Below are 2,234 nucleotides of genomic sequence, written 5' to 3'. Positions count from 1 at the left end.
GGTACTATCGTGGCCGTTGCCGCGTTTGGACTCGTGTACGTGGGTTTCCGCCGACTTCAACGCGAACAGGCGCTGACCGAGCGAGAGGCCAGTCGCTTGCTGAACGTCGAAGAAGTCGCGTCGTTGATTAGCCTCATCACGGGCGTCTTGGCCGTCGCCGCCGTCAATGGGTTCTTCCTCCTCGGACACGGAGGACAGGAGGCTATCGCCGCCTTCCTCGCCGCAGGCGGACAAAACCCGTTCGGTGGGGCAGTCATCCCCGTCACAGTCCCGATGGTCGCTATCCCAGCGGGCCTCCTCGCAGCGGTGTTGTTCGTAGTAAGTCGAGTCTTCCACCGCCGACTCCCGTCGCAATAAGCGGGGATTAACGTCCGTTCACTCGCTGACGCTCACGCAGTCGGTGTGACGTTCTGATTCACCCGGAACAGATTCGCCGGGTCGTACTCGGTTTTCACCGCGACGAGACGTTCGTACGCCGCCCCGAACGCCGTCTCTATCATCTCGTCTCCGTCCTCGAAGAATCCCGGGAAGTTGAGGTAGACAGACCCATCCGAGAACTCTCGCATGTCGTCGAGACAATCGCGGACCCACGCGACGTTTTCCTCGTCGGCATCGGCGTCCTCCCAGTTCCCTTCCACGCCGAGGAGGAAGGGGGCCTGCCGCCCGCCGAAGGCACTCTCTGTCAGACCCACGTCGGCTATCGCGCCACCGAGGTGCCACACGTCGACTGTCGAGAGCGGCGATGGTGCCACGTCGACCCAGTGTTCGATGCGTTCGAGTGCCTGGTCAGAGAGGCCATCCAGATAGAGCGACTTCCAGTAGTAGCGCATGCCATCAGGGTAGTCCTCGTCGAGGAGTTGCTGAAACTCCGTGTACGGCATCACGCCACTGAAGTCCGCGATGGGGTCGGCAAACTCTCGAAGCGGTTCCAGTGCCTCCAGTCCTTCCTCGACGGGGCCGGCATAACAGCCCATTATCCCGAGTTTCGGAACGTCGACTGCGTCTGGGAAGAGTTCTTCGTCCGGGAGGACGCCCGCGAACGTCAGTGTGCTGACTTCCGTAGATGCCGACCGGACGTACTCGCGGTACGCGCGGAGACACTCGACGAGTTGGTCGGCCGGATAGAACACCAGACAGGTCGCCACGTCCGGCCCGACGGGGTAGAGGTCGAACTCGAAGCTGGTGACGACGCCGAAGTTGCCGCCGCCACCGCGAAGGGCCCAGAACAGGTCGGCGTGTTCCTCCTCGCTGGCAGTGATGAATTCTCCGTCCGCGGTGACGAGGTCCACGGACCGGAGGCTGTCACAACTGAGGCCGTACTTCCGCCGGAGATGGCCGATTCCCCCACCGAGCGTGAGGCCTGCGACGCCGGTATCCGAGACGACACCACCCGGTGCGGCGAGGCCAAACAACTGCGTCTCGTGGTCGACGTCGACCCACCGAGCACCGCCCGAAACCCGCGCAGTTCGCTCGTCTGGGTCGACGCGCACACTGGTCATCTCCGAGAGGTCGATGACGATACCGTCGTCGCAGACTGCCGTTCCGGCGACGTTGTGGCCGCCACCGCGGATTGCGACGAGAAGGTCGTTCTCGCGGGCGAACGCCACCGACCGGACCACGTCGGCGACGCCGGTGCACCGAACGATGAGCGCAGGGCGTTTGTCTATCATCCCGTTCCAGACCGCTCGGCTGTCGTCGTAGTCGGCATCGGTGGGTCGAACGACGGCCCCGAGAACGTCTGCCGAAAGCGCCCGTATCTGCTGGTCGGTGACGAGGTCGGTGGACATGTACTGCGATAGGGTCGCACGGTCGTTAGCCTCACCGACCGGCGTTCGTCTCGTTCTTCGGCAGGCCTCTCACACCGCGAAACCCGTTTGACGTCGTGGATAGAGTTAGTATTCGCCCCCGCTAACTAGCTAGACACTCTCATGCACACTCTCGGCCCCCACCGTCGAGACGACGAGGACCCACCTCCGGGGTCGCAGATTCTCGATGCGATACTCGACGACGCACGAAACCGTCGGCACCTCGGCAGTCAGTTAGCGACGGCAGGTGACCGCATCGAGACGGACGAACTCGTCGACATCGTCCGTCACGGACCGGTTCTCGAAGCGCTCTTAGCGGAACCACTCGACAGGCGAACGCTCGAAGACCAACTCGGCGTCTCGAAGGCGACGAGCCACCGATTCGTGCAGTGGCTCGACGAACACGGACTCGCCAGACGGGTCGACCAC

Annotated in this window: 1 protein-coding gene and 2 pseudogenes; 2 read left to right on the top strand and 1 reads right to left on the bottom strand. The window is 63.3% G+C overall.

The window, feature by feature from the left end:
* Window positions 1–357, top strand: a pseudogene (locus AUR66_RS08510) (hypothetical protein); the annotation flags it as partial.
* A gap of 32 nt (window positions 358–389) precedes the next feature.
* Here the strand turns inward: AUR66_RS08510 and AUR66_RS08505 are convergent.
* Entirely contained in the window at window positions 390–1,787 is a 1,398-nt protein-coding gene (locus AUR66_RS08505) for an FAD-binding oxidoreductase (RefSeq protein ID WP_058572028.1), read from the bottom strand.
* Window positions 1,788–1,928: 141 nt separating this feature from the next.
* Here AUR66_RS08505 and AUR66_RS08500 point away from each other — a divergent pair.
* Window positions 1,929–2,234: pseudogene (locus AUR66_RS08500) on the top strand (helix-turn-helix transcriptional regulator); the annotation flags it as partial.

It is taken from the genome of Haloferax profundi, from assembly GCF_001469865.1.
Classification (GTDB): Archaea; Halobacteriota; Halobacteria; order Halobacteriales; family Haloferacaceae; genus Haloferax; species Haloferax profundi.
The sequence above is the reverse complement of the archived record's forward strand: the minus strand, read 5'-3'. Positions and strand labels throughout refer to the sequence as shown.

Coding starts and splice junctions, on each gene's coding strand:
- AUR66_RS08505 (WP_058572028.1), bottom strand. CDS start 1,787: ATGTCCACCGACCTCGTCACCGACCAGCAGATACGGGCGCTTTCGGCA.